A 21,997-nucleotide genomic window follows, 5' to 3' on the forward strand; every position below is an offset into this window, starting at 1 on the left:
GTCCCGGATTTCATCCGGGCTACGAGATAGGGGCAGATGGCGCTGTGCTTTCTGACAGGTCCAGCCCCCGCCCCTCCACGAGGCCGACCCTCAACCTTGTGGCATGACCGAAACTCCGACCAGTCCCCTCTCCCCCCGGGAGAGGGCTAGGGTGAGGGAGCGGGTTATGAGGTCGACACTGTAGCGGTCAGGATTGCGCACGAGGATTCGGCATTAGTCACCCCTCTCCCATTCATGGGAGAGGGGCCGGGGGAGAGGGCCGGACATCCACGCACATCCCTCTCTTATCTCTTCCCTACATGATGGGGACGTCGATCACCCCAGCGTTCCGAGGATGTTCACCCCGACCCGCTCCGGAATCTCGTTCTGCGACAGCACGTGCAGGCCCGGACTGAACACCCGCGCGTAGCGCGCCAGCAGCGGGCGCAACTGCGGCATCACGGTGAGGATCGGCGGGTGGCCTTCCTTGCGCAGCTTCTCCTTTACCACCGGCATGGCGGTCTGCAACTGGTTGAGCAGGTGCGGCTCCACCGGGATGTTGTCGAGGCTCACCGGGCCGGCCTGCTGGGCGATGGAGAGGGCGCTGAGCAGGGTGTTCTCCAGGGCGTTCTCGAGGATGAACACCGACAGCTCGCTGCGCTCCCCGGCGATGCCCGCGACGATGCTGCGGCGCAGCGCGTAGCGCACGTCGGAGGCGAGCAGCACCGGGTCCTTGGTGGTCTCGCTGGCTTCCACCAGGGTGGTGGCGATGGTCACGATGTCCTTCAGCGGCACCTGTTCCACCAGCAACTGGCGGTACACGCGGTGCTGCTGGCTGTAGCTGAGCTGGCCCTTGAGGTGATCGGCGAGCTTCGGCGCCTGCACGGCCAGGCGCTGCATCAGGTGGTCGACGTCGTCGTGCTTGAAGATGTCCGGCAGGTGCTCGCGCACCACCTTGTTCAGGTGGGTGGCGATCACGCTGGCGCAGTCGATCACCTGGTAGCCGAGGTTCAGCGCGCGGGCCTTGTCCGCCGGCTGGATCCACACCACCTGCATGCGGTAGGCCGGGTCGACGCCGAGGATGCCGTCGATCTCGCCGTACAGCTCCGGCGAGGGGATCGCCATCAGGCGGTCGGCGTGCAGTTCGGCGCCGTCGATGCGTTCGCCGCTGATGTAGATGTTGTACTGCGAGGCCTTGAGCCGCAGGCTGTCGCGGATGTGGATTTCCGGCAGGAGGAAGCCGAGGCTTTCCGACAGGGTCTGGCGCACCCCGCGCACGCGCTGCACCAGCGGCGCGCCGGAGGATTCGTTGACCAGGCCGACCAGCTTGTAGCCGAGCGAGACGGACAGCCGCTCGACCAGCGGGATGTCCTCCCAGCCGAGCTGCTGGGCGCGTTCCTGGTTCATCGCCTTGCCGATCGCTTCGGCCTGCTCCAGGGTGGTCGCCTCGCCCGGTGGTTCGGCCAGGGAGACGCGCCAGGCGACGAAGGCGATCAGCCCGGCGAAGCTCAGGAACGCCAGGTGCGGCATGCCCGGCACCAGGGCGAGGACGAAGAGGATGCCGGCCACGGTGTACAGCAACGCCGGCGAGGCCAGCATCTGCCGGCGTACCAGGGAGGTGATCTCCGCCACCTCGTTGACCCGGGTGATGATGATCGCCGCCGCGGTGGACAGCAGCAGCGCCGGGATCTGCGCCACCAGGCCGTCGCCGATGGACAGCAGGGCGTACTGCTGGAACGCCGCGCCGCCCGGCATGCCGTGGACGAACACGCCGATGGCCACGCCGCCGAACAGGTTGATCAGCAGGATCAGGATGCAGGAGATGGCGTCGCCGCGGACGAACTTCGAGGCGCCGTCCATCGCGCCGTAGAAGTCGGCCTCCTTGGCGACCTCCGAGCGGCGCCGCTTGGCTTCCGCCTGATCGATCAGGCCGGCGTTGAGATCGGCGTCGATGGCCATCTGCTTGCCGGGCAGGGCGTCCAGGGTGAAGCGCGCGGTCACCTCGGAAATCCGCTCGCCGCCCTTGGTGATGACCATGAAGTTGACGATGGTGAGGATCACGAAAACGATCAGGCCGACGATGAAGCTGCCGCCGATCACCACGTGGCCGAACGACTCGATCACCTTGCCCGCGGCGGCCGTGCCGGTGTGGCCGTCGAGCAGCACCACGCGGGTCGAGGCGACGTTCAGCGACAGGCGCAGCAGGGTGGTGACCAGCACCACCGTGGGCAGCAGGGAGAAGTCCAGCGGGCTGCGCGACGACACGCTGACCACCAGCACCAGCAGGGCGATGCCGATGTTGAAGGTGAACAGGATGTCCAGCACCAGCGGCGGCAGCGGCAGGATGATCATCGCCAGGATCGACAGGATGATCAGCGGGATGCCGATGCGGCCGCTGCGCAGGGTGGGCTGGAGTTGCTGCAGGAGGTTCATGGTCAGGCCCTGTTTGCCAAACTATCTGGAATGGGGAGGTTCTTGGCCAGTTCGGGTTTGCCGCGACGCCCCTGGCGATAGGCGCGCAATTGCAGGATGTAGGTCAGCACGTGGGCCACGGCGGTGTAGAGCGCGCCGGGGATCTGCTGGTTGACCTGGGTGCTGAAGTAGATGGCCCGCGCCAGCGGCGGCAGTTCGAGCACGTCCAGCTCGTGGGCCTGGGCCATCTTGCGGATGTACAGCGCGGTCTCGTCGACGCCCTTGGCGACCACGTAGGGCGCCTGGGCCTTCCTGGTGTCGTAGCGGAGCGCCACGGCGAAGTGCTGCGGGTTGACGATCACCACGTCGGCGGTCTTGATCACCCGGTTGATCTGCCGCTGCATCAGTTGCCGCTGCACCTGCTTGATGCGCGCCTTCACCTCCGGACGGCCTTCCTGGTTCTTGTGCTCTTCCTTGCGCTCCTGCTTGGTCATGCGCATTTTCTTGAGGAAGAAGAAACGCTGCAGGGGGATGTCGATCAGCGAGAACAGCACGAACACCATCAGCAGGCTGAAGGTGGTGTCGAAGATCAGCCCCAGGGAGCCGGCGATGGCGTTGCGGGTGTCGGTGCGCTGCAGGGCGATCAGTTGCGGCAGGGTGTCGCGGATCAGGTACCAGCCGACGCCGAGCAGGACCAGGATCTTGAGGACCGACTTCAGCAGCTCGCTGAGGTTCTGCAACGAGAACATCCGCGCCAGGCCGGTGATGGGGTTGAGCTTGCCGAGCTTGAAGGCGAAGTTCTGCGAGGCGAAGGTCCAGCCGCCGGGAATCAGCGAGAACAGCACCACGAACAGCGAGGTGGCCAGCAGCGGCGCGAGCAGCAGGACGAACACCGCCAGGTTGTGGCCGAGGATCAGTTGGAGGTCGTCGAGGCCGATCTCGCTATTGGCGAGGTCCAGGTAGCTGAGGCGGAAGCTTTCCTGCAACCCTTCGAGGAACAGCCCGGCGCTGAACTTCAGGACGAGCAGGGTGACCAGCAGCGACACGGTGGTGGCGAGGTCCTTGGAGCGCGCCACCTGGCCCTGCTCGCGGCTCTTCTTGAGCTTGTGCTGGGAGGCCTCTTCGGTCTTTTCCTGGGCGCTGTTCTGTTCAGACATCGGCGCCGCTCCGCATCAGGGTGCCGAGGTTGTCGAGCAGGTCGCGGGTCAGTCGCAGGTAGTTCGCCGGCAGGTCGGGCAGGGTCAGGTAGACGCACAGCAGGCCGGTGAGGATGGCCATGGGAAAGCCCAGGGAGAACAGGTTCATCGCCGGCGAGATGCGGTTGAGCAGGCCGAAGCAGAACTGCACCAGGGTCATGCAGAACACCACCGGCAGGGTGATCAGCACGGCCGCGGCGAACACCCAGCCCAGGGCATGGGCCAGCGTCGCGAAGCCCTGGTAGTGCAGCCCGCTGCCCACCGGCCAGTGCACGAAGCTCTGGTACAGCACGCTGACCGTGAGCAGGTGGCCGTCGATGCTGAGGAACAGCAGGGCCAGCAGCAGGAAGTACAGCAGCGAGAGGATCGACGACGAGGACACCCCGTTCATCGGGTCGTTGTAGCGCGCCATGCTCATGCCCATCTGCGTGGAGACCACCTCGCCGACCAGGCTGAAGACCACGAATACCAGTTGCAGCGCCAGCCCCAGCAGCAGGCCGACGGCGATCTGCTCCAGGGTGGCGAACAGCGCGCCCAGCGACAGCGGCTCGATGGCCGGCGGGTCGGGCAGGGCGCGGGCCAGCACCAGGGTCAGCGCCAGGGCGAGGAGGACGCGTATGCGCACCGACAGAGCCCGGTGGCTGAACAGCGGCGCCAGGCCGAACAGCGCCATGATCCGGCAGAACGGCCACCAGTAGCTCTGCAACGCGTGCAGGTACTGGGTGGCCTGAAACAGGGGTTCGTTCGCGGGCATGAGCGTCAGCCGACCAGGTGACCGGCCTGCCTGAAGGTTTCGATGAACAGGTCGCTGAGCGTGCGCAGGATCCAGTGCCCGGCGAAGATCAGCATGCCGAGGGTGATCAGCAGGCGTGGCAGGAAGCTCAGCATCTGTTCGTTGATCTGCGTGGCGGCCTGGAAGATGCTCACCAGCAGGCCGCCGAGCAGGCTCGGCACGACCAGCACGCAGACCACCAGCGCGGTGATGTACACGGCGTTGGCGATGATTTCCACGGCGGTGTCTGGGGTCAGCATGGGAGTACCTGGTTGGGTGGGCTGGTGGTTGGGGCTGGGTTTGGCGTTGTGGTCATGTCCGGGCCCTCACCCCAGCCCTGGCTGTGCGCCCCGCTCCTGAGGGAGAGGGGGCTATTCGGAGCCGGGCTCCGGCTCCGTGCGTGGAGCAACCCCGGACAGTCCCCTCTTCCCCTGGGAGAGGGTTAGGGTGAGGGGCGGAGTTCATCACCTGCACGACCATCAGAACGGCTGAATACTGGAAGCGAGGGTGCCCATCATCAGCGCCCAGCCGTCGACCAGCACGAACACCATCAACTTGAAGGGCAGCGAGATCATCAGCGGCGACAGCATCATCATGCCCATCGCCATCAGCACGCTGGCGACCACCAGGTCGATGACCAGGAACGGCACGAAGATCATGAAGCCGAGCTGGAAGGCGGTCTTCAGCTCGCTGAGCACGAAGGCCGGCAGCAGCAGGGAGAAGTCCAGTTGCTCGAGGTTCTCCGGCATCCGCTCGCCGGCCAGGGAGACCATGGTTTCCAGGGAGTTCTTGTTGGTCTGCGCCAGCATGAAGCGGGAGAGGGTCGCCTTGGCCGCGCCCAGGCCCTGCTCGAGGGTGATGGCGTCGGCCTCGAACGGCACGTAGGCCTCGGTGTAGATCTCGTTCCACACCGGGCGCATCACCAGCAGCGTCATGCACAGGGCGATGCCCACCAGCACGTTGTTCGGCGGGCTCTGCTGCAGGCCGATGGCCTGGCGCAGGATGGCCAGGACGATGATGAAGCGGGTGAAGCAGGTCATCATCATCAACATCGCCGGCAGGAAGCCGAGCAGGGTCATGATCACCAGGATCTGCAGCTTGACGCTCAGCTCCTGGCCGCTGGCCGTGTCGTTCAGGCTGAGCAGGCTGATCTCGCCGCCCGCCGCGCGCACTTCCAGCGGCAGCAGGCCGGCGCCCAGCAGCAGGCCGAGCGAAAGCAGGCGGGTCGCACGCATCATGCGGTGAGATCGTGCAGGCCGGCGCCGCTGAGTTCGACGATGCGCAAGCCGTAGTTGCCGTTCATCACCACGACCTCGGCCTTGGCGAACAGCGCGCCGTTGACCTTCACGTCGAGGGGTTCGCCGGCCAGCTTGTCGAGGACGATCACGCTGCTGGTGTCGATCTCCATCAGTTCCTTGAGGGAAACCTCGGTGGAGGCCACCTCCAGGGTGACGTTGACCGGGATCTTGCCGAAGAAGCTCAGGTCCTGCTGCGGCGCCTGGGCCACGCTCTCCACGTCGAGCGCATCGTCGAGCGAGTCGTCGAGGCCGAGGCTGCCGTCGTTGATGAGGTTGTCCAGTTCGTTGTCGGAGAGTTGACCGTTCATGGGTTTTTCACGCTCTCGAGGGAGGTTAGGTACAGGGCGCCGTCTTCTTCGAAGATGGTGCCGCGGAACAGCTTCTGTTGATTGATCTGCACCTCGCAGCGCTCCAGCAGGCGCATCATGAGGATGTCGCCGGGGCGCAGGCCGAGCACCTGGGACAGCGGCATCTGCAGCGAGGCGACCACGCAGTCCAGGCGTACCGGCAGGTGCTTGATGTGGTTCGCCGGATTGCCGTTGAGGCGTGCCGGCTGCGGGTTGGCCAGGCGGCTGGTGAGCTCGTCGACCAACTGGTTGTCCAGGTAGATGAAGATCGACGACTGGCTGCCGGTGATGTGGCTGGTGTAGCGGAACTCCGCCACGTACTCCCACTGCACGATCTCGTAGTCGTTGTCGTGCGGGCTCAGCTCGCCGAAGGTGGCGCCGGCCAGCAGCGAGCGGGCGAAGATCTGCGCGATGTCGACGCCCAGGCGATTGCGCATGCGCTGTTCGGAGGTGCTGATCGGCGGGGTGTCGTGGCTGGGCAGCCCGGTACCGCCGTAGTAGCACTCCAGGGCCTCGGTCAACAGCGCCCGGTCGATGGCGAAACCCACTTTCCCGAGCGTGCAGCGATAAATGCACTCGGCCGCCTGCGCGCGCTGTTCGTGAACCTCCAGTTTCTGCAACTCCAGATTGATCCGGTAGTTACGCAGGAAGTAGTCACTGATATTGCGCGGATGCTTGCTGGCGATCTCCCGGATGTATTGAGGAATCTTGTGGTAGTGCCGCCCCAACTTCTGCGGTTTCAGCCGCGTGAGGCTTTCGGCGGGCACGCCATGGTGGACTTTAGAATGACCAGTCATGTGGTGAGCTGTATTCCGGAAGTGGAACTGCAGGACTTTTGCCGACCCGCCTTGCGGTCGCTGCAGATGACATTGAAAGGGGCCGCGATCACCTCCGCGCAGAGAGAAGGCGAAGGGCGCCTGACCCGCTGCAGCGCTCGTCGGAAGGCCGCTGCGGGTGAGTTGGGAGTCTAGGGAGAGGGGCTTGGAAGATTAAATCAATAGAAATCAAATGACGTCTTTGATCGTCAATGCGGGCGTTTGACGGGATTTAACGACATGTGACTCGCGATTTTTCGTGATGGAGTTAACGTGCCGCCCGTAGATTCATTTTGCGCTTGCCGGGACAGTCACGAAGTTTCCGCTCGTAGAGTGTCAAGGCGACAGGAAGTTCAAACTCCTTAAACGCTTTTGCATAAAAAAGTTCATCTCGGCGAAACGCCGCTGCATGGAAATTCAATGGCCACCGGCAGGCGGCTGAAAGAGCAGGTGATTTACATTGAAACATGTCAATCAATCGGTGAATTACGCGTGCGACGAACTGTTCGAGCAGAACATCGTCATTATCGGCGGGAGCGGGGAAAGCAGCCTGGCGCTATTGAATGACGCCCTGGCGCGCCGGGGTTGCCGGGTGCGGCAAATGACCAACGGCGCCGCGCTGGACGGCCGGGTCCTGACCGAGGCCGGACTGCTGTTCGTGTTCGCCAACTGCCTGCCGGCTCGCGAGCTGTACGCGCAGATCGCCAGCCTGCTGCGCCGCGCGCCGCAGCTCAGCGTGGTGCCGATCGTCGAATACGCCGACCAGGAAAAGGCCGCCGCGCTGCTCGAACTGGGTTGCGTCGACTACCTGCTGTCGCCGTTCAGCGAAACGCAACTGAGCGCGCTGCTGCGCCGCCAGGAGCAGGCCGGCAATGCCGAGGAAAGCTTCGTCTCCTGCTCGCAGGCTGGCCGCCGCCTGCTGGCCATGGCCCAGCGCGTGGCGCAGACCCGCGCGCCGATCCTGATCAGCGGCGAGACCGGTACCGGCAAGGAACTGATGGCGCGCTACATCCATCGCTTCTCGGCCAGCGCCGAGGCGCCCTTCGTCGCGGTCAACTGCGCGGCGATCCCCGAGCAGATGCTCGAATCCATCCTCTTCGGCCATGAGCGCGGCGCCTTCACCGGCGCGGTCAGCGCCCAGCCGGGCAAGTTCGAACTGGCCAATGGCGGCACGTTGCTGCTCGACGAGATCGGCGAACTGCCGCTCGGCCTCCAGGCCAAGCTGCTGCGCGTGTTGCAGGAACAGCGTGTGGAGCGCCTGGGCGGGCGCCGGGAAATCGCCCTGGACGTGCGCGTCATCGCCGCCACCAACCGCGACTTGCAGGCCGAAGTGGCCGCCGGGCGCTTCCGCGCCGACCTGATGTTCCGCCTCGACGTGCTGCCGCTGCACATCAGCCCGCTGCGCGAGCGCAAGGACGACATCCTGCCGCTGGCGCGGCGCTTCATCCGCCAGTACGCGCCGCAGGAAAACCACGACAACCTGCTCACCGCCGAAGCCTGCCGCGCGCTGCTGGCCCACGACTGGCCGGGCAACGTGCGCGAGCTGGAGAACACCGTGCAGCGCGCCCTGGTGCTGCGCAACGGCCTGTTCATCCAGCCCGCCGACCTCGGCCTGGCGCTGCCGGACGCGCAGTCGCCGCGCGAGGAGCCGTCGATGCCGCCGCTGGCCGAGGGCGGCAAGGCGGCGCTGCGCGCCAGCGGCAAGTGGGCCGAATATCAGCACGTGCTGGACACCATCCGCCGTTTCGACGGCCACAAGACCAAGGCCGCGCAGAGCCTGGGCATGACCCCGCGCGCCCTGCGCTACCGCCTCAACGCCATGCGCGAGCAGGGCGTGCAGGTGCCCGTTTGAAGCCTTCGCCGGAGACCCGTAGATGAACCCGATCATGCAGGTGCAGCAGGACATGCTGGACCGGATGAACCAGCTCAAGGACCTGTCCGGCGCGGCGATCAAGCCCGCCGCGCTGGTCGAGGGACAGGCGCCGGGCGGCATCGTCACCGCCTTCGAGGACGCCCTGCGCGCGGTGGATGCCCAGCAGCACCAGTCCAGCGCGGCCATGGCGGCGGTGGACAGCGGCAAGAGCGACGACCTGGTGGGGGCGATGATCGAGAGCCAGAAGGCCAGCGTGTCCTTCTCCGCTCTGATGCAGGTGCGCAACAAGCTGGCCACCGCCTTCGACGAAATCATGAGGACGCCGCTGTGACAGGGCGTGGGTGCTGAGACGTGTTGCAGACGATCAAGAGCCATCTGCCCATCGACGGGCTGAAACTGGACCCGCGCATGCGCCTGCTCGGCATGGCGGCGCTGGCTGCGCTGCTGGCGGTGGGCGTGGTGTTCTACCTGTGGCGCGACCAGGGCGCGTTCCGTGCCCTGTACGGCGCCGGCGAAGCCTATCCGGCCGCCGAGGTGATGCAGGTGCTGGACGCCGAAAGCATCGCCTACCGCCTGCATCCGCAGAGCGGCCAGGTGCTGGTGCGCGAGGACCAGCTCGGCCGCGCGCGCATGCTGCTCACCGCCAAGGGCGTGAAGGTGGCGGTGCCGGCCGGCTACGAACTGTTCGACAAGGACGAGCCGCTGGGTACCAGCCAGTTCGTCCAGGACGTGCGCCTCAAGCGCAGCCTGGAAGGCGAGCTGGCGCGCACGGTGATGACCCTCGAAGGCATCGAGCAGGCGCGCGTGCACCTGGCCCTGGAGGAGAGCAGTTCCTTCGTGGTCAGCAAGCGCGAGCCGGCCAAGGCCTCGGTGACCCTGCGGCTGGCGCCCGGCTACCGGCTCAAACAGGAACAGGTCGGCGCCATCGTCAACCTGGTCGCCAACAGCGTGCCGCAGCTCAAGGCCGGGGATGTCAGCGTGGTCGACCAGCATGGCGCGCTGCTCTCGCGCGGCCTCGACGTCTGGGGCGGGCCGCAGCAGAACTGGCAGGTGATCGACGACTACCAGCAGAAGACGGTGGGCAACGTCGAGGAGGTCCTGGCGCCGGTCCTCGGCAGCGGCAACTACCGGGTCAGCGTGGCCGCCGACATCGATTTCAGCCAGAAGGAAGAAACCTTCCAGGCCTACGGCGAAACGCCGCGCCTGCGCAACGAAGTGCTGCGCGACGAAAGCGTGCTCGACCAACTGGCCCTCGGCGTGCCCGGCTCGCTGAGCAACAGCCCGCCGCCGAGGCCCGAGCCGGCGCCGGAAGGGCAGGACGCCCAGGCCGCGCAGGCGGACGGCAAGGACCTGCAGAACAAGGCGGCGACCTCGCTGCGCAAGGAATCCAACCGCCAGCTCGACTATGACCAGAGCGTCACCCACGTCAAGCACGCACCGTTCAGCCTGCGCCAGCAGAGCGTGGCGGTGGTGCTCAATGCCGGCAGCGCGCCGGAAGGCGGCTGGACCCCGGAAACCCGCGCCGAGATCGAAGCCATGGTCAGGAGCGCGGTGGGCTTCAACGCGGCGCGCGGCGACACCCTGACCCTGAGCGTGCTGCCGTTCGCCGATGGCGCGGTACCACTGGAGCCGGTGCCCTGGTGGCAGGACAGCAGCCTGCACGAACTGGTCAAGCTCGGCGTGTTCGGCCTGATCAGCCTGCTCCTGCTGCTGATCGTGGTGCGTCCGGCGGTGCGCAACCTGACCCAGAGCCCGGCACCCGGGCTGCCACGTGACGAATCGGATGCAATCGCCGCCCTGGCCGGCGAACGCAGCGAACGGCTGCTCGCCCGGGTCGGCGACGAGCCCCGCGCGCTCGGCGTGTTCAGCGAACTGAACCCGCTATCGGAAATCCGCCTGCCGGCACCGGGCTCGGGCCTGGAGCACCAGATCGAACACTTGCAGATGCTGGCCAAGAACGATCCCGAGCGCGTCTCGGAAGTGATCAAGCAATGGATAGGGCGAAATGAAAGAGACCTCCACCCCGCAGGCTGATGCGCGCAGCGTCCAGGTCCGCAGCCAGAGCCGCGCGATGAGCTCCATGGAGCAGGCGGCGATCCTCATGCTGAGCATGGGCGACGAGGCCTCGGTCGGCGTGCTGCGGCATTTCTCCCGCGAGGAGATCATCAGCATCAGCCAGGCCATGGCGCGCCTGTCCAACGTCAAGCTGCCGATGGTCTCCGACGTGATCGGCCGCTTCTTCGACGACTACAAGGAGCAGAGCAGCATCAAGGGCGCCTCGCGCAGCTACCTCGCCGGCATGCTCGGCAAGGCGCTGGGCAGCGACATCACCCGCAGCCTGCTGGACAGCATCTACGGCGAGGAAATCCGCGCCAAGATGGCCCGGATGGAGTGGATCGATCCCAAGCAGTTCGCCGCGCTGATCGCCAAGGAGCATGCGCAGATGCAGGCGGTGTTCCTCGCCTTCCTGCCGCCGGCCATGGCCAGCCAGGTGCTGGAGTGCCTGCCGGCCGAGCGCCAGGACGAGCTGCTGTACCGCATCGCCAACCTCAGCGAGGTCAACAGCGACGTGATCGCCGAGCTGGAGCAGTTGATCGAGCGCAGCCTGTCGGTGCTCTCCACCCAGGGTTCGCAGGTGCGCGGCATCAAGCAGGCCGCCGACATCATGAACCGCTACAAGGGCGACCGGAACCAGATGTTCGAGCTGCTGCGCGGCCACAGCGAGGAGCTGGTCGGCAGGATCGAGGAGGAGATGTACGACTTCTTCATCCTCTCGCGGCAGAGCCAGGAAGTGCTGCAGACCCTGCTCGAAGCCATCCCGCTGGAAGAGTGGGTGGTCGCCCTCAAGGGCGCCGAGCCGGCGCTGATCAAGGCCATCCAGGGCGCCATGCCGAAGCGCCAGGCGCAGCAGATGGAGTCGATCAAGCGCCGCCAGGGCCCGGTGCCGCTGAGCCGCGTCGAGCAGGTGCGCAAGGACATCATGGCCATGGTTCGCGAGATGGCGGCCCAGGGCGAGCTGCAGTTGCAGTTGTTCCGCGAGCAGACGGTCGAATGAGGTCCGAGCCATGACGGTCAAGGTGATTCGCGGCAACGACCGCAACTGGCGTCCGTTCCGCTTTCCGCCGCGCTGCAACGGCCCGCTGCCGAACGATGGCGATCCGGCGAGCATGCAGCGGGCGGTGGCCGACGGTTTCCAGCAGGGCATCGAGAAGGGCTACCAGGATGGCCTGCGCCAGGGCCTGGAAGCGGGCCAGCGCGAGGGTTTCGACAAGGGCCGCCAGGAAGGACAGCGCCAGGGCCGCGAGGAAGGCCGCGTCCAGGGCCGGCAGGCGTTCGAGGAAGCCGGCCAGCCGCTGGAGCGGATCAGCGAGCGGCTGCGTGCGTTCCTCGCCGAGTACGAGCTGAAGCGCCGCCAGGAACTGCTGGAGCTGGTGCAGAAGGTCGCCAGGCAGGTGATTCGCGTCGAACTGACCCTCAACCCGGCGCAGTTGCTGACCCTTGCCGAGGAAGCGCTGGCGGCCATGCCGGCCGATGACGGCGAGGTGCAGATCCTGCTCAACCCCGAGGAATGCGCGCGGATCAAGGACCTGGCACCCGAACGCGCGGCGGCCTGGCGCCTGGTGCCGGACGAGCGCCTGGCGCTCGGCGAGTGCCGCGTGGTAACCGCCCGGGCCGAGGCCGACATCGGCTGCCAGCAGCGCCTGGATTCGTGCATGGAAACCCTCTCCGGGCACCTGCTGGCGAGCGAGGGCTGAGGCCATGTCGCTGCTCGCCGACTTCAAGCTCGACGAGGCGCTGCGCTCGCTGGATTCGGTCCAGTTGGCCAAGGTCAGCGGCCGCCTGGTGCGCGTCTCCGGCATGGTCCTGGAAAGCCTCGGCTGCCAGCGCCTGACCGGCCAGCGCTGCCATGTCGAGCAGGCCGACGGCAGCCTGCTGGAGGCCCAGGTGGTCGGCTTCAACCGCGATATCACCTACCTGATGCCATTCAAGAAACCGGTCGGCCTGATGGCTGGCTCGCGGGTGTTCCCGGTGCGCGACGAGGCGCGCCTGCAGATCGACGAATCCTGGCTGGGGCGGGTGGTCAACGGCCTCGGCGAACCGCTCGACGAACTCGGCAAGCTCGGTGGCCGCGACCCGCTGCCGACCGAGCTGCCCACGGTCAACCCGCTCAAGCGGCGCCCGGTGGAGGAGCCGCTGGACGTCGGCGTGCGTGCCATCAACGCCATGCTCACCGTCGGCAAGGGCCAGCGGGTCGGCCTGTTCGCCGGCAGCGGCGTCGGCAAGAGCGTGCTGCTGGGGATGATCACCCGGCAGACCAAGGCCGACGTCGTGGTGGTCGGCCTGATCGGCGAGCGTGGCCGCGAGGTGCAGGAATTCCTGCTCCACTCCCTCGGCCCGGAAGGATTGCGCAAGGCCGTGGTGGTGGTGGCGCCGGCCAACGAGTCGCCGCTGATGCGCCTCAAGGCCGCCGAGCTGTGCCACAGCATCGCCGCGTATTTCCGCGACTTGGGCAAGGACGTGCTGCTGCTGGTCGATTCGCTGACCCGCTACGCCATGGCCCAGCGCGAGATCGCCCTGGCGCTCGGCGAGCCGCCGGCCACCAAGGGCTATCCGCCGTCGGTGTTCGGCCTGCTGCCGGAACTGGTGGAAAGCGCCGGCAACGGCGAAAGCGGGCAGGGTAGCCTGAGCGCGCTGTACACCGTGCTGGCCGAGGGTGACGACCAGCAGGACCCGGTGGTCGACTGTGCGCGGGCGATCCTCGACGGGCACATCGTGCTGTCGCGCAAGCTGGCGGACGTCGGCCACTACCCGGCGATCGACATCGCCGCCTCGGTGAGCCGCTGCATGAGCCAGGTCACCGCGCCGGAGCACCAGGCGGCGGCGCGCCAGCTCAAGGAGTTCTACGGCACCTACGAGAAGATCCGGGAACTGATCCCGCTCGGCGGCTACACCCCCGGCATGGACGCCAAGACCGACCGCGCGGTGCAACTGGCGCCGAGCATCGAACGCTTCCTGCGCCAGGAGGTCGGCGACGGCGCCGAGCTCGGCACCTGCATCGCCATCCTGCGGAGCCTGATCAAATAGCCATGAAAGAGCAGATCGAAACCCTCTCGCGGCTGGCCAGCCTGCGCGGCAACAAGGTGCGCCAGATGCTCGGCCGGGTCACCTACCAGCGGAACCTCTGCCAGCGCTATCGCAACAACATCACCGGGCTGGAGCGACTGTGCGGCTTCAGCGCGCCGACCAGCACGCCGCTGCAACGGCACAACCAGCAGCAGTACAAGGCGACCCTGCACAAGATGATCGAACTGCAGCGCCGCGAACTGGCGCTGGCCGAGGAGAACCTCGCGCGCATCCAGGGCGAGCTGATGGCGGCGATGCGCAACGAGAAAGTGGTGACCCAGGTCATCGAGTCGAAGATGCAGCAGTGGCAACTGGTGCTGGCGCGGCAGGAACAGAAGATCCAGGATGGCCTGGCCGCCCAGGCGTGGTGGCGGGTGAAAGTGGGGTAGGAAAGGCTCCTACAGGATGGCGGGTCCGCACCCTCGAAATTTTTTTGCGAAATCGATTTAAGCCGGGCGCCGTTTCGGTCGTCTGCTAGCCGATAAGCCCACGAGTTGGATTCGAATCATGGAAATCAGCAGGCATTTGAAGGCCGGTTACCCGGTGCAGAGCGAGGCTCCGGTCCGCGCCGAGCGCCCGGCCCAGCCGCAGGCCGTTCCCGCCGCGCCGGCGGCCGGCGACGCGCTGCCCCTGGAACGACTGCAGGAAGCCCTGCGCGCGCTGCCCGAGGTCGACCTGGACAAGGTGGCGGCGCTCAAGCAGGCCCTGCAACGCGGCGAACTGACCAGCGACAGCGCGGCGCTGGCCGGCAGCATCCTCGACTACCACGGCGGCAAGTCGGCGTGAGTCAACGCGAGCAACTGTTGCAGGCGATCGAGCAGGACATCCGCCAGGACTGCTCCGACTATCTGAGCCTGCGCGGATTGATGCAGGAGCTGTATCAGCAGTTGCTCAAGCGCGACAGCCAGCAGATCGACCTGCTCAACCAGCAGATCCTCGGCCTGGTCGAAGACGTACGCGCCCGCGCCGGGCGACGCAGCAAGATCCTCGCCGCCTTCCGCCTGGGCAGCGGCGCCGAGGGCATGGAGCAACTGTTCGACCTGCTCCCGCCGGTACGCCGCACCCACCTGCGGCAGACCTGGCAGCAGCTCGGCCAGTTGGCCGGACAGTGCAAGCGCCTCAACGACCGCAACGGCAAGCTGCTGGCGATGCACCACGAAATCATCAGCCAGTTGCTAGGCGAAGCCGACGACCACCTCTACGGCCCGCAGTCCTACTAGCACGGCGGAGACGCCGACAAGGGCGCTGGGGGCTGAAGGCTGGACGGAAAAGCGGTCCACTCTGGTAGGGTGCGCCGTGCGCACCGTTTACCTTGGCGCGGGCAGGGTGGTTCGCCGGAAACGTAGGTGTCGGCCCCGGATCGGTGCGCACGGCGCACCCTACGTGGAAGCCTCCCGTCATCCCCGCGAACGCGGGAACCCAATGAATAGCCACGTAGCCCGGATTGCATCCGGGCTACCCGTTCGCTTTATGTAGGAGCCAGCTTGCTGGCGATGCTTTTGTGTTGCCGGTGATCGCGCGCATGGCGCGCTCCTACAGGTCGGCATCGATGTTGACCTGTAGGATCGGCGGGGACGCCCGGTTCCATGGCCGCGAAAAAGGTTTGACGGACAGGGAAGTGGCCAGAACGCTGTCCAGCCTCCAGCCTCCAGCCTCCAGCCTCCAGCCTCCAGCCTCCAGCCTCCAGCCTCCAGCCTCCAGCCTCCAGCCTCCAGCCTCCAGCCTCCAGCTTAATTCCCACTCCTTCCGCGTCGCCTTCTCCTGGCAGAACCACGGCCTTCCGTCCGGGCGGAAAAACCGTTTCCGCATCGTGTCCCGCAGCGTCGATGCGGAAGTTCCGTTTCTCCCGGTATCTGGCGGAAACCGCTCTGGAATGCGGCTTTCGGCGATTGGCATCGTTATTGCTAAAGACAGGTGAAAGAGGATTCGTACATGGCTATAGATTCGGACTACGTCAAGCAGATGGCCACCCAACTGGCCTCCTACGAGGTGCAGTCGGCTCAGCTCAAGGCCCAGCGCAACCAGGCAGCCTACAAGGCCCAACTGAACGCGGTGACCGCGCTGGATACCGCGCTGAAGAACTTCAAGTCCGCCGCCTCGGGGCTGAAGACCGGCGGCAGCAGCATGCTGGTCAACAGCGCCACCTTCAGCAAGGAAGGCATCGCCACCGCGACCGTCGGCGCCAAGGCGGTTCCCGGCAGCTACCAGTTCTTCGTCAAGCAACTGGCCAGCGCTCACCAGCAGGCGCTCAACGGCCTGACCGACGCCGATCTCGGCAGCGGCTCGCTGACCCTCACCCAGGACGGCAAGAGCTTCGATGTCGACATGACCGGCATCGCCACCCTGGCGGACCTGGCCAAGGCCATCAACGACAAGGCGGACAACACCGGGGTCAAGGCCGCCCTGGTGCGCAGCAACGGCTCGGTGTCGCTGGTGCTGTCCAGCGAGAAGAGCGGTGCGGCCAACGAGATCGGCCTGAGCAGCAGCAATGGCGCGCTGCAAGGCGCCTGGGACAACGGCCAGTTGCTGTCCGCGGCGAAGGATGCCGAGGTCTACCTGGGCGGCGAAGGCGGCATGAAGCTGACCAACGCCAGCAATACCTTCGAGAACATCATCGACGGCGTCAGCCTGACCTTCAGCCAGGTGCACCAGAGCGGCGAGCAGCCGCTGACCGTCGACATCGGCCAGGACCAGAAAGCCACCAAGGAAAAGGCCCAGTCGTTCATCACCGCCTTCAACGCGCTGATGGGCAGCTTCGACTCGCTGACCGCCAGCGGCGGCGAGAGCGGCGCCCGTGGCGCGCTGGCCGGCGACTCCAGCGTGCGCTCCATCGAAAGCATGCTCAACCAGCTCATCCGCACGCCCTTCGGCGGCAAGACCCTGATGGACTACGGCATCGTCGCCGATCGCAACGGCAAGCTGACCATCGACAGCGCGCGTTTCGAGAAGGCCATCGCCAGCGACCCGGAAGGCTTCGACAAGCTGTTCGGCGACAAGGGCAACCTGCTCGACAGCCTCGACAAGAACCTCGCCGTCTACACCAGCAGCGTCAACGGCGTGATGAAGAACCGCAAGGACAGCCTGAACAGCATGCTGCGCCGGGTCGATGACCAGTTCGACAGTATCCAGAAGCAATACGACCTCTACTACGGCCGCTACCTCAAGCAGTACACCAGCCTGATGCAGACGATGGCGGCCATGGAACAGACCTACGGAATGTTTGCATGAGCACCTATCACCTGAACGAAAGCTACGACAGCTATCGCTCCGTCGACCTGGAAGCGCGCGCCGCGGCCGCCTCGCCCTACGAACTGGTGCTGGTCCTGTTCGACGGCCTGCTCGACGAGCTGGCCCGGGCGCGCGGGCACATCGAGGGCAAGCGCTACCAGCAGAAGGGCCAGTCGCTGGAGAAGTGCCTGAACATCCTCAACGGCCTCAACGGCGCCCTCGACTACGAGGCCGGCGGCGAGGTGGTGCAGGGCCTGGCGCGGCTCTACGACTACTGCATCTACCGGCTCTCGGATGTCAGTGTGACCCTCTCCCTGGAGGGCCTGGACGAAGTGGTGGAGCTGGTCGGGGTGATCCGCGAGGGCTGGGAAGGCGTCAATGCGGCCCGTCGTCGCTGAGTCGCAGGCGCTGTACCGGCGCCTGGCCGACGTGCTGGAAAAGCGCGACTGGGAGCGTCTGGGCGAGGTCGACCAGGCCATCCGCGCACACCTGCAGCGCCTGGCCGGGCTCGGCGAGCCGGATGCCGAGCTGCTGGGCGCCAAGCGCCGGTTGCAGCAACTGCACGGCCGCGCACGCGTGGCCTGCGCCGAGGAGTGCGAGCGTCTGCGGCGCCTGCTGCTGACGCACCTGGAATACGCCGAAGGGCGTTCGGCCTACATGCAGGTCGACCTGATGCAGGGTGGGAGATAGACCGTGTTGCAGTTGATGACCCAGGCCGCCCAGCCCGGCGCGGCGGCGGACGCAGGGCCGGTGCTGCCCCAGGGCTTCGCCCAGGCTGTCGCCATGCGTGCGGAGGGGGCCCGCGATGATGGGACGTTGCTCGCGGCGGACGGCTTCGGCGAGCAGTTGCTGCTGACGGCGGATGTCGCCGCGAGCGAGCCGCCGGAGGTCGCCGTCGAGGCACCCCGGGTCGAACAGCCGGAAACGGACGCGCCGGACCTGCCGAGCGCCGAGCAGTGGCTGTCGAGCATGCTCGACCAGCGCGCGGTGAGCATCCAGGCGCGCGAGAGCGGCACGGCACGGCAGCCGGGGGAGGTCTCCACGGGCAGGAGCATGGCCGAGCCCGCCGCCTTGCCGGTGCAGGCCAACGTGCCGCGCGGAGAGTTGCCGGACGCCTTGCGCACCGCCGGCCCTGCGGCGGTTCCGCTGCAAGCGCTGGTGCTCCCGAGCAAGGCCCAGGCGGAAACCCCGCAGGCGCTGGCCCAGCCCGTCGCCGCCGAGCCGCTGGACGCCCAGTTGCTGAGCCAGTTGGAACGCCTTGGCGGGCACGCCGGCCAGGCGTCGGCCGCGAATCTCCAGCCGGCCGTCCCGCAGTCCCAGGCCCTGGAACAGAAGCTGACCCTGCAGGCGCCCGAGGCCAAGTGGGGCGAGCAGATGCTGAACGCCCTGCGCGACAGCGTCGAGTTGCAGATGCGCCACAACGTGCAGCACGCCAGCATCCGCCTCGATCCGCCGGAGCTGGGCAGCCTGGAGATCTACCTGAGCCACGAGTCGGGGCGCCTCAACGTGCAGATTTCCGCGGCGCAGGGCGACGTCGCCCGGCTGTTGCAGCAGACCAGCGAGCGCCTGCGCCAGGAACTGGTCGGGCAGAACTTCGTGCAGGTCGACGTGCAGGTCGCGGCGGACAGCCAGTCGGGCCGCCAGCAGGCGCGCCAGGAACGGCCGCTGCCGTTCGAAGATGAACCGGTGCTCGCCGCCCGCCCCGTCGAAGAGACGCGGCAGGCGGCCGGCCAGGCCGGCGACGTGCTGGTCACGGTGTAGCAAGGAAGTGCCGGGCCTGGTCCCGGCGATGGGAATCAATCGGTAAACGTGGAACGAGAGTCTGTCATGACGATGCCGCGCATCATGTTGCTAATCCTGCTCCTCAACACGGCGATCGCCGCCGGCGGCGTGGTGCTCAACTATTTGTTGCTCAAGCCGCTGGCGAACGGCAACGCGGCCAGGAGCGTATCGGACAAGGCCGAGGTCGCCGACGCCAGCGCCGGGGAAGAGCCGGTCGAGGAGGGCGAGCGGGCGGAATACACCTTCTTCCCGGTCAACAAGATCGTCGTCAGCCTGCCGGGCGAGGGGCGCGAGCACTACTTCGTGGTCGACCTGGTGCTGCAGGCCGACATCAAGACCGACAAGAAGAAGCTCGAACAGATCGACCCGATGGTCCGCAACTCGGCGGTGGCCCACCTCTCGGCGATGAAGTTCGAGCAGTTGCGCGGCAAGCCGATTCCCGAATTGCAGGCCGGCCTGGAGCAGGCGCTGCTCGGCGACTTCGCCAGCCGTAGGGTCGCCGCGCCCTTCGAGCATGTGCTGGTCAGCAAGCTGATCGTCCAGTAGGGCAGGGCCATGAACGCCGCCATCGACTTCGACTATGCCGCCGGCCAGGGCGGGCACCTGCTGTTCGCGCCGGGCGCCGAGCAGAAGTGGCTGTTGCAGTACCTGCCGCTGGTCAAGCGCATCGTCGGCCAACTGTCGTTGCAGGCCAACCAGGTGCTCGACCGCGAGGACATGGAGCAGATCGGCCTGATGGGCCTGCTGGAGGGGCTGCGCCGCTATGGCACGCCGGACGAGAACTTCGCCGGCTTCGCCGCCATGCGCATCCGTGGCGCGATCCTCGACGAACTGCGCCGCCAGGACTGGCGCCCGCGCCAGGTCCGCCAGCAGGCGCACAGGGTCCGCGACGCCATCCGCAAGCTGACCCGCCAGCTCGGCCGCGCGCCGGGCGAGGCGGAAATCCTCGCCGCCACCGGCCTCGACGAACAGGCCTATCAGGACTTCCTGGTGGCCGAGTCCTCGGAAGCCATCGAGAGCCTGGATGCCTTGTTGCAGGGCGGCCAGGACGCCTTCGCCAGTGCCGAGGCGGGCGTCGAGGAGCGGGTCCTCAAGGAGCGCCTGCTGACCCAGGCGCTGAACCAGTTGAACGAGCGCGAGCGCCTGGTGCTGACCCTCTACTACCAGCACGAGCTGAGCCTGAAGGAGATCGCCCTGGTGCTCGAAGTGAGCGATGCCCGGGTCTGTCAATTGAGCAAGCAGGCGATCGCCAAGGCTTGTCGCTACCTAACCGAGAGAAGTTGAAGCCGTGCAGAAAGTATTGGGTGCGTTGATCATCATCGCCTGCGTGCTGGGCGGTTATGCCATGGCCAATGGCGACATGAGTGTGCTGTGGCAGCCGGCGGAGGTCGTGATCATCCTCGGCGCCGGCCTCGGCAGCCTGATCGTCGGCAACCCCAAGGAGGTGCTGTTGGAGATGTGCTCGCAGATCAAGGGCGTGTTCGTCTACAAGCGCCGTGGCGAGGAATTCCAGCGCCAGTTGCTGATGCTGCTCTACGAGTTGCTGGAAATGGTCGACGTCGGCGGTCTCAAGGTGCTCGACGAGCACATCGAGGAGCCGGAGCAGAGCGAGTTGTTCGCCAGGTACCCGCTGATCCTCCAGGAACCGAACCTGATGGCGTTCATCGCCGACAACTTCCGCCTGATGGCCATGGGCAAGATCAGCGCCCACGAGCTGGAAGGCTTCCTGGAGCAGGAACTGGACGCCATGGAGCATGCGCTGCTGCTGCCCTCGAAGTCGCTGCACAAGGTCGGCGAGGCGATGCCGGGCTTCGGCATCCTTGCGGCGATCATGGGCATCATCATCACCATGGGCAGCATCGGCGGTTCGGTCGCCGAGGTCGGCGCCCACGTGGCGGCGGCGCTGGTCGGCACCTTCCTCGGCATCTTCTTCTGCTACTGCCTGATGGAACCACTCAGCAACGCCATGGCGCAGCGGGTCAAGACCGAACTGTCGGCGTTGGAATGCGTGCGCACCACGCTGGTCGCCCACGTCGCCGGCAAGCCGACCCTGCTGGCGGTGGACGCTGGCCGCAAGCTGATCGAACAGGACGTCAAGCCGGCCTTCAAGCAGCTCGAGATCTGGGTCAACCAGTACGAGGATGAAAGGGAAGCGGCATGAGGAAGCGCGCCGACAAGGACCACGAGATCATCATCAAGCGGCGCTCGAAGAAGGGCCACGCGGATGAGCACAGCTCGGCCTGGAAGGTCGCCTTCGCCGACTTCACCCTGGCGATGATGGCGCTGTTCATGGTGCTGTGGATCGTCCAGCCGCGTAACGAGATGCAGAGCTCGGCTTCCTCCGACCAGCAGAACAACCCACTGGTGGATGGCGGCGCCGGGGTGTTCGACGGCACCAGCAAGACGCCCCTGGACCTCGATGGCGTGCCGGTGACGGTGAGCCGCAAGGTGGACGCCGCCAACGACGCGGACAAGCCGCAGGACGCCGAGCCGGCCGCCGGGGCGCGCAAGCACTACGGCACGCCGGAGCAGATGCAGGAGCTGGCCAGGTTGATGGAGGCGGTGGCGCTGCAGGTGGACGCGCTGGCCAACGTCGAGGTGGAAGTGGTGCCCCAGGGGCTGCGCGTCCTGATCAGGGACGACCAGCAGCGCTTCATGTTCCAGCGCGGCAGCGCGGTGCTCAATCCGCATTTCCAGGGGCTGCTCGGCGCGCTGGCCGGGGTGCTGGCCAAGGTCGACAACAAGCTGATCATCAGCGGGCACACCGACGCCACCCAGTACCGCGAGAAGGCCGGCTACAACAACTGGAACCTCTCCGGCGACCGCGCCCTGCGCGCGCGCAACGTGCTGGTGGAGTCCGGCCTGCCGGCGGCCGGCATTCTCCAGGTGACGGCGCAGGCGGACGTCATGCCGCTACGCCCGGACGACCCGGAGAACGGCGCCAACCGGCGCATCGAACTGCTGCTCCTGACCACTCGTGCGGAAGCTCTGTACCGCGAGCTGTTCGGCGAAGGCAGCGCCCAGGCGCGCTACTCGGAAGGCGGCAGTGAATTCATCGCTCCGACGGAAAAGGCGGCGCTGTAACAAGCCGTAGGGTGGACTTCAGCCCACCACCCGTAGGATGGGTGAGCTAGCGAAACCCATCGAGTCGCCCGCTCCCGAGGGACAGGG

The 21,997-nt window shown here is 66.6% G+C and carries 24 protein-coding genes; 17 read left to right on the forward strand and 7 right to left on the reverse strand.

Annotated elements, in window-relative coordinates:
- Nucleotides 1–315: 315 nt before the first annotated feature.
- The 7 genes from PSEWESI4_RS22705 to PSEWESI4_RS22735 form a co-directional block, all read right to left on the reverse strand.
- Nucleotides 316–2,412, reverse strand: coding sequence for a flagellar biosynthesis protein FlhA (locus tag PSEWESI4_RS22705; RefSeq protein WP_187673511.1), 2,097 nt, complete (start codon nt 2,410–2,412; stop codon nt 316–318).
- A gap of 2 nt (nt 2,413–2,414) precedes the next feature.
- A complete protein-coding gene (gene flhB / locus PSEWESI4_RS22710) occupies nt 2,415–3,548 on the reverse strand; it encodes a flagellar biosynthesis protein FlhB (RefSeq protein WP_187673512.1) in 1,134 nt (377 codons plus the stop codon).
- Nucleotides 3,541–4,341: a flagellar biosynthetic protein FliR gene (gene fliR, locus PSEWESI4_RS22715; protein WP_187673513.1), complete on the reverse strand. Its 801-nt coding sequence runs from the start codon at nt 4,339–4,341 to the stop codon at nt 3,541–3,543. The genes flhB and fliR overlap by 8 nt, the downstream gene beginning before the upstream one ends.
- A gap of 5 nt (nt 4,342–4,346) precedes the next feature.
- Nucleotides 4,347–4,619, reverse strand: coding sequence for a flagellar biosynthetic protein FliQ (locus PSEWESI4_RS22720; protein ID WP_187673514.1), 273 nt, complete (start codon nt 4,617–4,619; stop codon nt 4,347–4,349).
- Between the two features lie 219 nt (nt 4,620–4,838).
- Nucleotides 4,839–5,594: a flagellar type III secretion system pore protein FliP gene (gene fliP / locus PSEWESI4_RS22725; RefSeq protein WP_408004331.1), complete on the reverse strand. Its 756-nt coding sequence runs from the start codon at nt 5,592–5,594 to the stop codon at nt 4,839–4,841.
- On the reverse strand, nt 5,594–5,965 hold the full coding sequence (fliN, locus tag PSEWESI4_RS22730; RefSeq protein WP_187673516.1) for a flagellar motor switch protein FliN: 372 nt from the start codon (nt 5,963–5,965) through the stop codon (nt 5,594–5,596). The genes fliP and fliN overlap by 1 nt, the downstream gene beginning before the upstream one ends.
- Nucleotides 5,962–6,801, reverse strand: a complete 840-nt coding sequence (locus tag PSEWESI4_RS22735) for a FliM/FliN family flagellar motor switch protein (protein WP_187673517.1) — start codon at nt 6,799–6,801, stop codon at nt 5,962–5,964. The genes fliN and PSEWESI4_RS22735 overlap by 4 nt, the downstream gene beginning before the upstream one ends.
- 478 nt (nt 6,802–7,279) lie before the next feature.
- Here PSEWESI4_RS22735 and PSEWESI4_RS22740 point away from each other — a divergent pair, with 478 nt between their 5' ends.
- The 17 genes from PSEWESI4_RS22740 (at nt 7,280) to PSEWESI4_RS22820 (ending at nt 21,910) form a co-directional block, all read left to right on the forward strand.
- Nucleotides 7,280–8,671, forward strand: a complete 1,392-nt coding sequence (locus tag PSEWESI4_RS22740) for a sigma-54 dependent transcriptional regulator (RefSeq protein WP_187673518.1) — start codon at nt 7,280–7,282, stop codon at nt 8,669–8,671.
- 22 nt (nt 8,672–8,693) lie between these two features.
- The gene (locus tag PSEWESI4_RS22745) at nt 8,694–9,023 is read left to right on the forward strand and encodes a flagellar hook-basal body complex protein FliE (RefSeq protein ID WP_187673519.1); all 330 of its coding nucleotides are present in this window, start codon (nt 8,694–8,696) and stop codon (nt 9,021–9,023) included.
- 20 nt (nt 9,024–9,043) lie between these two features.
- Nucleotides 9,044–10,726: a flagellar basal-body MS-ring/collar protein FliF gene (fliF, locus tag PSEWESI4_RS22750; RefSeq protein WP_187673520.1), complete on the forward strand. Its 1,683-nt coding sequence runs from the start codon at nt 9,044–9,046 to the stop codon at nt 10,724–10,726.
- A complete protein-coding gene (locus PSEWESI4_RS22755) occupies nt 10,698–11,747 on the forward strand; it encodes a FliG C-terminal domain-containing protein (protein ID WP_187673521.1) in 1,050 nt (349 codons plus the stop codon). Before fliF ends, PSEWESI4_RS22755 begins: the two co-directional genes overlap by 29 nt.
- A gap of 10 nt (nt 11,748–11,757) precedes the next feature.
- Entirely contained in the window at nt 11,758–12,447 is a 690-nt protein-coding gene (gene fliH, locus PSEWESI4_RS22760) for a flagellar assembly protein FliH (protein WP_187673522.1), read from the forward strand.
- Between the two features lie 4 nt (nt 12,448–12,451).
- Nucleotides 12,452–13,777: a flagellar protein export ATPase FliI gene (fliI, locus tag PSEWESI4_RS22765; protein WP_187673523.1), complete on the forward strand. Its 1,326-nt coding sequence runs from the start codon at nt 12,452–12,454 to the stop codon at nt 13,775–13,777.
- 2 nt (nt 13,778–13,779) lie between these two features.
- Complete coding sequence (fliJ, locus tag PSEWESI4_RS22770) at nt 13,780–14,205, forward strand: flagellar export protein FliJ (RefSeq protein ID WP_187673524.1); 426 nt, start codon at nt 13,780–13,782, stop codon at nt 14,203–14,205.
- Between the two features lie 118 nt (nt 14,206–14,323).
- Nucleotides 14,324–14,602, forward strand: a complete 279-nt coding sequence (gene flgM, locus PSEWESI4_RS22775) for a flagellar biosynthesis anti-sigma factor FlgM (RefSeq protein WP_187673525.1) — start codon at nt 14,324–14,326, stop codon at nt 14,600–14,602.
- Complete coding sequence (gene flgN, locus PSEWESI4_RS22780; protein ID WP_187673526.1) at nt 14,599–15,036, forward strand: flagellar export chaperone FlgN; 438 nt, start codon at nt 14,599–14,601, stop codon at nt 15,034–15,036. Before flgM ends, flgN begins: the two co-directional genes overlap by 4 nt.
- A gap of 712 nt (nt 15,037–15,748) precedes the next feature.
- Nucleotides 15,749–17,044, forward strand: coding sequence for a flagellar filament capping protein FliD (fliD, locus tag PSEWESI4_RS22785; RefSeq protein WP_187673527.1), 1,296 nt, complete (start codon nt 15,749–15,751; stop codon nt 17,042–17,044).
- Nucleotides 17,041–17,442: a flagellar export chaperone FliS gene (gene fliS / locus PSEWESI4_RS22790; RefSeq protein ID WP_187673528.1), complete on the forward strand. Its 402-nt coding sequence runs from the start codon at nt 17,041–17,043 to the stop codon at nt 17,440–17,442. The genes fliD and fliS overlap by 4 nt, the downstream gene beginning before the upstream one ends.
- Nucleotides 17,423–17,734 carry a hypothetical protein gene (locus PSEWESI4_RS22795; RefSeq protein WP_187673529.1) on the forward strand — a complete coding sequence of 104 codons (312 nt, stop codon included), beginning with the start codon at nt 17,423–17,425 and terminating at the stop codon, nt 17,732–17,734. Before fliS ends, PSEWESI4_RS22795 begins: the two co-directional genes overlap by 20 nt.
- Nucleotides 17,735–17,737: 3 nt before the next feature.
- Nucleotides 17,738–18,805 carry a flagellar hook-length control protein FliK gene (locus PSEWESI4_RS22800; RefSeq protein ID WP_187673530.1) on the forward strand — a complete coding sequence of 356 codons (1,068 nt, stop codon included), beginning with the start codon at nt 17,738–17,740 and terminating at the stop codon, nt 18,803–18,805.
- 66 nt (nt 18,806–18,871) lie between these two features.
- Complete coding sequence (locus PSEWESI4_RS22805) at nt 18,872–19,372, forward strand: flagellar basal body-associated FliL family protein (RefSeq protein WP_187673531.1); 501 nt, start codon at nt 18,872–18,874, stop codon at nt 19,370–19,372.
- A 9-nt stretch (nt 19,373–19,381) separates the two neighbouring features.
- On the forward strand, nt 19,382–20,110 hold the full coding sequence (locus PSEWESI4_RS22810; protein ID WP_187673532.1) for a FliA/WhiG family RNA polymerase sigma factor: 729 nt from the start codon (nt 19,382–19,384) through the stop codon (nt 20,108–20,110).
- 4 nt (nt 20,111–20,114) lie between these two features.
- Nucleotides 20,115–20,987, forward strand: a complete 873-nt coding sequence (gene motA, locus PSEWESI4_RS22815; RefSeq protein ID WP_187673533.1) for a flagellar motor stator protein MotA — start codon at nt 20,115–20,117, stop codon at nt 20,985–20,987.
- A complete protein-coding gene (locus PSEWESI4_RS22820; RefSeq protein WP_187673534.1) occupies nt 20,984–21,910 on the forward strand; it encodes an OmpA family protein in 927 nt (308 codons plus the stop codon). Before motA ends, PSEWESI4_RS22820 begins: the two co-directional genes overlap by 4 nt.
- Nucleotides 21,911–21,997 lie beyond the last annotated feature (87 nt).

Origin of the sequence: Zestomonas carbonaria (genome assembly GCF_904061905.1) — a bacterium.
GTDB lineage: Bacteria > Pseudomonadota > Gammaproteobacteria > Pseudomonadales > Pseudomonadaceae > Aquipseudomonas > Aquipseudomonas carbonaria.

Coding starts and splice junctions, on each gene's coding strand:
- PSEWESI4_RS22795 (WP_187673529.1), top strand. CDS start 17,423: ATGCGGCCCGTCGTCGCTGAGTCGCAGGCGCTGTACCGGCGCCTGGCC.
- PSEWESI4_RS22735 (WP_187673517.1), bottom strand. CDS start 6,801: ATGACTGGTCATTCTAAAGTCCACCATGGCGTGCCCGCCGAAAGCCTC.
- PSEWESI4_RS22810 (WP_187673532.1), top strand. CDS start 19,382: ATGAACGCCGCCATCGACTTCGACTATGCCGCCGGCCAGGGCGGGCAC.
- PSEWESI4_RS22745 (WP_187673519.1), top strand. CDS start 8,694: ATGAACCCGATCATGCAGGTGCAGCAGGACATGCTGGACCGGATGAAC.
- fliJ (WP_187673524.1), top strand. CDS start 13,780: ATGAAAGAGCAGATCGAAACCCTCTCGCGGCTGGCCAGCCTGCGCGGC.
- flhB (WP_187673512.1), bottom strand. CDS start 3,548: ATGTCTGAACAGAACAGCGCCCAGGAAAAGACCGAAGAGGCCTCCCAG.
- fliN (WP_187673516.1), bottom strand. CDS start 5,965: ATGAACGGTCAACTCTCCGACAACGAACTGGACAACCTCATCAACGAC.
- PSEWESI4_RS22820 (WP_187673534.1), top strand. CDS start 20,984: ATGAGGAAGCGCGCCGACAAGGACCACGAGATCATCATCAAGCGGCGC.
- fliH (WP_187673522.1), top strand. CDS start 11,758: ATGACGGTCAAGGTGATTCGCGGCAACGACCGCAACTGGCGTCCGTTC.
- PSEWESI4_RS22805 (WP_187673531.1), top strand. CDS start 18,872: ATGACGATGCCGCGCATCATGTTGCTAATCCTGCTCCTCAACACGGCG.
- flgM (WP_187673525.1), top strand. CDS start 14,324: ATGGAAATCAGCAGGCATTTGAAGGCCGGTTACCCGGTGCAGAGCGAG.
- PSEWESI4_RS22705 (WP_187673511.1), bottom strand. CDS start 2,412: ATGAACCTCCTGCAGCAACTCCAGCCCACCCTGCGCAGCGGCCGCATC.
- fliP (WP_408004331.1), bottom strand. CDS start 5,594: ATGCGTGCGACCCGCCTGCTTTCGCTCGGCCTGCTGCTGGGCGCCGGC.
- fliD (WP_187673527.1), top strand. CDS start 15,749: ATGGCTATAGATTCGGACTACGTCAAGCAGATGGCCACCCAACTGGCC.
- fliI (WP_187673523.1), top strand. CDS start 12,452: ATGTCGCTGCTCGCCGACTTCAAGCTCGACGAGGCGCTGCGCTCGCTG.
- PSEWESI4_RS22755 (WP_187673521.1), top strand. CDS start 10,698: ATGAAAGAGACCTCCACCCCGCAGGCTGATGCGCGCAGCGTCCAGGTC.
- PSEWESI4_RS22720 (WP_187673514.1), bottom strand. CDS start 4,619: ATGCTGACCCCAGACACCGCCGTGGAAATCATCGCCAACGCCGTGTAC.
- fliR (WP_187673513.1), bottom strand. CDS start 4,341: ATGCCCGCGAACGAACCCCTGTTTCAGGCCACCCAGTACCTGCACGCG.
- fliS (WP_187673528.1), top strand. CDS start 17,041: ATGAGCACCTATCACCTGAACGAAAGCTACGACAGCTATCGCTCCGTC.